Source organism: Chromobacterium fluminis, from assembly GCF_011602385.1.
GTDB classification, from domain to species: domain Bacteria; phylum Pseudomonadota; class Gammaproteobacteria; order Burkholderiales; family Chromobacteriaceae; genus Chromobacterium; species Chromobacterium fluminis.
Genome location: NZ_JAAOMA010000095.1, coordinates 1 through 6838 on the forward strand (window position 1 = coordinate 1; position 6838 = coordinate 6838).

3 protein-coding genes are annotated in these 6838 nt (G+C 60.1%); 1 reads left to right on the forward strand and 2 read right to left on the reverse strand.

Going from position 1 to position 6838, the window contains the following annotated elements:
• Positions 1–190: 190 nt before the first annotated feature.
• On the forward strand, positions 191–520 hold the full coding sequence (locus HA052_RS26735; protein WP_166454385.1) for a hypothetical protein: 330 nt from the start codon (positions 191–193) through the stop codon (positions 518–520).
• Between the two features lie 170 nt (positions 521–690).
• On the opposite strand, the gene HA052_RS26740 is transcribed toward HA052_RS26735, so the two are convergent.
• Both HA052_RS26740 and HA052_RS26745 read right to left on the reverse strand, forming a co-directional pair.
• Positions 691–1026 carry a hypothetical protein gene (locus HA052_RS26740; protein ID WP_166454386.1) on the reverse strand — a complete coding sequence of 112 codons (336 nt, stop codon included), beginning with the start codon at positions 1024–1026 and terminating at the stop codon, positions 691–693.
• A gap of 3 nt (positions 1027–1029) precedes the next feature.
• Entirely contained in the window at positions 1030–6333 is a 5304-nt protein-coding gene (locus HA052_RS26745) for a LysM peptidoglycan-binding domain-containing protein (protein ID WP_166454387.1), read from the reverse strand.
• Positions 6334–6838: the final 505 nt, after the last annotated feature.

Sequence of the window (6838 nt, forward strand, 5' to 3'; positions counted from 1 at the left end):
AGATGCCGCCGATCACTTGGAAGCAAGCAGCCAACCAGTTTGCTATTCTGTTCGGCGAGCGCTTCACTGACGCTCTCGGCTGAGATTTGTTTAACCGACCTCGGCACACAGAATTCCTGACACCTCCTGTTCCCGCCGCCCCGGTTAGCGTCGGACGGTGGGCTTCATCGCTCACTATTGGAGGCTTACCATGCCTAGCACCATGCCTTCCCAGTCCCACTACATCCCAAGCCTGTCAACCTTGCTGTTCCAACTGAAAAGCTTGCGCCAGCAAAATACCTCGCTCCACCCAATCGACCCGCTGCTACGCCAGCTCGACGAATCCTGCCAGCATTTCGATCACAGCCTTCATCTGCTCGGCCTGGAATTCAACCAAGTCAGCACCGCCTTGTCGGCGCTGGCAGCGATGCTGGAACAATCCAAACTAGACACGCTGGAGTGCGAGCAGGTGTATTGCTTGCTGGAACCTTTCGCCCATCGTTTGCAACAGACTACGAGGCAGATGCAGGAACTGGCTTGAGCCTTATTAACGCCCAAAGCCCCGCGAGGGGCTTTTGGGGAGGCTTGGGCTTATAAATTACGACGCGGCCAAAGGTAGTGTTGTGTGGGCAGCCTTTTGGCTTGCCCACCCTACTTGCTTATTCTTAAAAATTTTGCCTCCTCTTTATTTAAGCACAAGCTACTTAATTTCTAAGCCATTAGAAAATGGCCCCCATGATCTATTCTTCTAATCAACTCTCCCACCAACAACTCATACACCCCCGGCACACAAGTATCTGATGGCAAAAAATACACCTCTGAGATGAAATATTTTTTCGACAAAACCTGATTGGCAAGAGCCAAGCCTGACTTAACTTGACTAAGCACGTCAGCCTCACTAACCCTAACCTTCTCACCACTCTTAAATTTGAGTGGAAAAGCCTTCATTTCTTCATCACAATCCGAAAGACGAATTCCTAGTAAATTATGTTGCGGCCCCGTTACCCTGGCAACCTTATAAATCCCATTATCAACAACAAATTGCATACCTTACTCCCACGGATTTCCTGTCCATTTTCTTTCAGCTGCATTGTGTGCATCTGTATAACCCGAACCATGCCTTAGCTCATACCAACGCTCTGCTGTTTCATGTTTCAGCCAAATTATATCCAACTTAGTAAAAGCTCCACTTTCCAGCCTTTGCCATGACAATGCTTGACTAAGATCACTATCAAACCTTGTTCGAACTGCAGGAATACCATAGTCTACATATTTATCCAGCAAATGTTCATTATAAAAAACATGATCTTTAACCTTTTGAATATTTCCAGCCTTTATGCCTGTATTAGTCGAAATAACTTTTACATCTGAATCACTTTTACGAATCATGTCATAAAGCTCATCAGCTTGATCAACGCTTCCGCCTCCACCAGTTTGTCGAAGCATTTTACTTGGGAGACTCATTCTAGTACGAGCTTCTATTGGTCTACCTGCCCCCCCCAACTCTAGTACTACGCCAGAACCTTCCAACCCTTTCAACCCATACCCACCCACAGGGTTCGATGCGCCCAACAAACCCAGCCGTGTAGCATCAGTACGGGTGCCAGCCAAAGCTCCCAGCACGTTGCCGCCAGCGTAACCTAATGTCAATGCCGTATCTTGTACTGCTTGGCCGGCCCCACTCCAGATTGTGCTCAAATAGGCCGCTGTCGCTACCGGGCTGCTACTCAGCATATCCAGTTGCTGCACCAACTTACTCGGCGCCCACTGGGCATTGAGTTCCGCCCGGCGCTGCGCCGCATCCGGAGTTTGATAGGTCAGGAAGTCCCACAGAGAGGCATCTCCCGACATTACCCTGCTCCAACCTTGGCCGATAGTGTAGTTGGAACGGCCATTCAGGGGCTGCCCCATAACATCTATCTCTTCCACCTCCAGCGGCTGCAATGGCTTGCTCACTGGTCGCAAGGCGGTGCCATCCACCGAGTAGCCAGGACCGGCATCACTCACCACCTCTTGCCACACCAACCGGGTCTTGCCCCCATCCGCCACCATCGCCCCGCGCCTGTCGTAGCGAGTCTGCTTGGCCTCGGTCAGCATTTCCTCCATCGCTTGAGCCATGCGCTCCGCTTCTGGCTTGGGCCGCTCATCCCGTTTCTGAATACCACTTACCACCTGATCCCCCAGCGCGCTGCCGAAGGATTCCGCTGCGATCGCGCTCCAGTTAGGACGTTGGCCGGTCAGCTGCGACTGGATGCCGCCCGACACCAGACCTCGCAGCGTGCCGTAACCTACGCCGGCCACCGGATCCGAACTGTTCCAGCCCAGGCTGTCGCCCATCCAGCTGCTGGCCCCGGCCGCCGCGCCGCTGGCCGCCACCGAGGTCCAGTTGAAGGACTTTTGCAGCCCCGTGGCCATGGCCACGCCCTGGGTCATCGCGTTGACCGCCATCGTCCGCGCCACCGTCTCGCCCAGCCCCTTGCCGGCAAAGGCCGACAACGAGGAGGTGTTGGACGCCCCCGCCAGGCCGGCGGTCGCCGCTGCCGAGAACGCCGACAGCCCTACCTGGCCCCAGGAGAAACGGTCCTGCATCCCCATTGCCATCGCCACGCCCTGGCTGGCTATGGACCCCACCGCACCGGCAATGCCTGCCGCCGCTAGTGCGCCCAGACTCGCACCTGCGCTACCCAAGACCGCAAGGCCAGAGGCCATCAGCCCGCTCCCTGCTGCTGCGAGCCCCGGCGCCAGAATCGGGGCCAGCGCTCCGGCGGTCACCACCACCGCGACCACCGCCACAATAGCGATGAAGATGGAGCCGAAACCGCCGCAGCCACCTCCGCCCTGTTGCGGCGGCGGCGGCGGATCCGGCAGCGTCGGCGTCACATCGCCAATCGCCTCGCCCGGGCTATACACCCGGTAAGTGCCGCTGTTGTTGTGCACATTCGTCACTTTGTTCGGCACTGTCAGCACTTGACCCGCCGCCAAGGGCTCGCTGCCGCTCAAGCTGTTGGCGTCCGCCAGCAGATACCACATCGCCTGGTCGCCCCACAGCGACGCCGCCAGGCTTTGCAGGGTGTCCCCCGCCTTCACCGTGACGAAGCCCGGCGTCTGCCCCGGGTAGTTCGGCCCGATCGGTTCGTAGTTCTGGTCGAAGTCGGCGCTGTTCACCGGCTGGCCTTCGCGGTACTGGTCTTTGCGGTTGCCGATCTGGCTTTGCGCCAAGGCCTGGGCGTAGTCGACGCGGCTGGCGCCGTCGTTGCCCACCGAGCCGATCTGCTTGCCGTCCAGGTAGTAGTAGTCCTGCCGTTTGTAGGTGCTGCCCTTGGCGATTTCCTCGCGCTTGAGCACCAGGCCCTGGGCGTTGTTGACGTAGCGGAGGCTGCGCTGGCCCACTTCGTCGCGCGCTTCGGCCAGGTGGCCGTTGACGTTGTAGCGCAGATGGGAGTAGCCCTTTTCCCAACCCGGCGCGTCCTTGTTGTACGGCTGGGCGGTAATGGTGCTTTGCTTGGCTTCGTCCCACCATTCATAGCCGTAGTAGCTGGTGGTGGTGGTGCCACTGCTGCTCTGCGCGCTGCTGGCCACGGTGCCGTCCGCCATCAGGGTATAGGTGGTGGTGGCGCTGTCACGGGTTTGCTGCAGCAGTTTGTGGTCGGCGTCGTAGCGGGACTGGGTCTGGCTGCTGACGCCGCCGTCGCCGTTCCAGCGGTATTCGCGGTATGCGGTGGCGCGTCCCAGCAGGTCGTTGTCGCGCTGGGCCGCCAGCTTGCCGTTGATGCGGGTGCTCTCCAGATAGCCGTCGGCGCTGTAGCTGTAAGTTTCGACGTTGCCGTTGGACGCATAGGTGGCCTGCACCCGTTCGCCGGCGGCGTTGTAGAGGATGTCGACGCCGTCGCCGCCCTGGGGGCCGCGGCTGATCTGGCCGTCGATCTTGCTGCCCTTGGTGGTGACGAAGCGGTTCATGCTGTCGTAACGGTACCAGTAATCCTGGGTCCGCTTCTGGCCGTCGACGCCGTCGTGGTAGACGCTGTTGACGTTGATGCGGTTGCCGACGGCGTCGTAGCGGTAGGTGATCAGGAATTTGGGATCCTCGATCAGAGTCACCCGGTTGCGCGCGTCGTACTCTATCCTGGCGTACTGGTAGAACTCGCGGCTCTGGCTGTTGAGGCTGGTATAGCCTTCAAAGGTCTTGTTGCCGTCGTTGTCGTATTCGTACAGGGTGTAGCTGTCCAGCGCGTGGTCGGACAAGCTCTTCAGATAGCCGTTGCCGTAGTACTGGTAAGTGATCTGCTGGCCGGTGCTGCCGCTTTGTTCGGCCACCTGGCCGGCGTGGTTGTAGCGGTAGCTGAAGCGGTGGTTGCCCAGGTCGACATGGGCCACCTTATGGCCGAACAGGCTGACGTCGTCGGTCTGGCTACGGCCGTTGGCGTCGGTCTTGACGCTGCGCCAGCCGCCGACGACGATGCCGCCGGCGCCGGCGATGGCGGCGTCCCACTGGTAGCGGTAGCTCACCCGGCGCCCGGCGGCGCTGACGGTGGCGAGCACCCGGCCCAGGCTGTCGTATTGGGTGCTGGCGCTTAGGGTGGTGTGGCCATCGGCACTGTTGCGATGGGCGATACGTTGGCCGGCGCTGTCGTAGTCGTATTCGTCAACGCCGCGGCGGCCGTCGGCGCGTAGGGGCTGGCTGTAGCTGATCAGCTGGTTGTTGGCGTTGTAGCGGTAGTCGCTGCGGCGGCCGATTTCGTCGACGCTGACACGCAGATTGCCGAACACGTCGTAACCCAGCTGCTTGACGCCGCCGTCGGCGTGCGCCTCCCCGCCGCTCTTGCCCTGGCCCCGTTCGCCGCCGGCCAGCCAGCTTTGACGGTTGAGCTGACCGTTGGCGTCGACGGTGGCCACCAGATTGCCCAGCGCGTCGTAACGGTACTGGGTGCGCGCCGGCGGCGGAGCCTTGTCGCCGGCCGCGACGATCACGGTTTGCGGGTCTTGCTTGGCCAGCAGTTGGCCGAAGGCGCTGTACTCGAAGGTGGTGAGGTTGCCGCGGCCGTCGGTTTCGCTGCTCACTTCGCCGAAGGCGTTGTACAGCTGGCGGCGAATGATGTTGTGCTCGCTCTGGCTGGTGCCGGTGATCACCCAATCAAGACGGGTGGTGTCGACGCCGCTGTTGCGGCGCAGATAGCCGCTGACGTCCAGCGCCGAACCATCGGCGCCGGTCAGCAGCGCGCCTTGAGCGTCGGCCAGCTGGTAGCGGTACTCGTAGTCGCCGGCGGCCAGCGCGTCGGCGTTCAAAGCGAACTGGCCCTGGGCGTTGCGGCTCAGCGCCGCCTGGGTCCAGGCGCCCTGGCTGCCCTTGCTCCGATAAGACAGCAAGAGCTGGGCGGCCTGGGTCTGCGGCGGGTTGAAGCTGACCATCAGCGGCAGCGTCAGGCCCTTGGCGTTGACGCTAACGGCGCCGCCGCCCAGCGTCAGCTGGCCGCCGGCGCGGTTGAGCATCAGGCCGTTGGCGTCGAACAGCTGGTATTCGAAGTCGTAGACCGTCGGCGCGCTCAGGCCCTTGGCCAGCGCGCTGCTATCCCAGTCCCATTCGCCGTTGGCGGCGCGGCTCAGCGGCGCTTCGGCCCAGGCGCCGCCGGCGCTCCGATAGCGGATCAGGCCGCGGGTGGCCGCCGCCGGCTGATTGCCGCCGATGTGAACGATCTGCGGCTGGTCGCGCCAGGCGACGGGCTGGGTGACGGAAGCCGCTTCGCCGGGGCGGAAGGCCCCGACCACCGCGCCCAGCGATTGACCGTTGGCGTCGAGGCGCTCGAGCTCATACTCCCAGGTCTGCCCGGCAGCCAGGCCGTAGTTGGAGGGCAGGAATTGGAACCAGCCCTTGATGCCGGTGACGCTGGTGCCGGCCACCGCCTGGGCGGTGCTCCACTCGCCGCCGGGAGTGCGGAAGCGGATGCGGCCGGCGGTGGCGTTCTCGCCGAGGTTGCTCAGATGGATCCAGCCATTGCTGTCCATCAGCGCGCTGTCGACGGCGGCGTCGCTTTGGGACATCGTCGGGGCGCTGTCATTGAGGTTCAGCCGGCCCTGGCGAACGTTGCGCACCACGCCTTGCTCGTTGACGGCGACGTAGCGGAATTCATACTCCTTACGCGCCATGCCGGACCAGTCGAGGGCGAACTGGCCTTTCACTGCTTGGCCATTGACCTTGAGCGGCGGGACTTCGGTGAATTGCCAGCTCTCACTACTATTCGCCGGACGGGTGAGCAGCAGCAGACGGGTGGTATCGGTGGGTTGGCTTTGGAAGTGAATCTTTTGTGTATCAACAGTACTACCTTTCCAATTGGCCGCCCAGACACCCTGTCCATACATAACAGCAGCCATATCTTTAAAATACTCACGCCAAGAAGCAACTCTATAATCCTCAGGAGCCACATACACAACTTTTTTATCCAAAGTTGCGGAATGAACTAAGTAGTCACCAACCTCCGTTTGCTTATAAATCTCAAAGGCAACATCCCCCCATGGCATATGCTCACCAAAACCATACAGCCCCTTCAAGATAGCTGCGCCACCAACAGGATACTGAGGCACAGGTACAGTTACCCTTTGAGCAGAACCATCTGCAGGATTTTCGATTCTTTTAGACTGTCCAATTTTCATTGGAATATTAACAGTCAGATGACCCTTACCAGAAAAAATGGCCTCTCCATCAAACTGAAAAATAAACTCAGTCCATCCCCATCCACCGGTCACAGTAGGTAATATCACACTAGTATTCGCGCGTAGACGAATATGGAACTTCCCGCCCCCCATCTCCGCCATTTCACTAGGTAGCTCAAGAACTAAAGCAACCCCAGCCGCAGAAGCAACAAAC

Excerpts from the sequence above, each read along its gene's own strand:
- HA052_RS26740 (WP_166454386.1), bottom strand. The coding sequence starts at position 1,026 with ATGCAATTTGTTGTTGATAATGGGATTTATAAGGTTGCCAGGGTAACG.
- HA052_RS26745 (WP_166454387.1), bottom strand. The coding sequence starts at position 6,333 with ATGTATGGACAGGGTGTCTGGGCGGCCAATTGGAAAGGTAGTACTGTT.
- HA052_RS26735 (WP_166454385.1), top strand. The coding sequence starts at position 191 with ATGCCTAGCACCATGCCTTCCCAGTCCCACTACATCCCAAGCCTGTCA.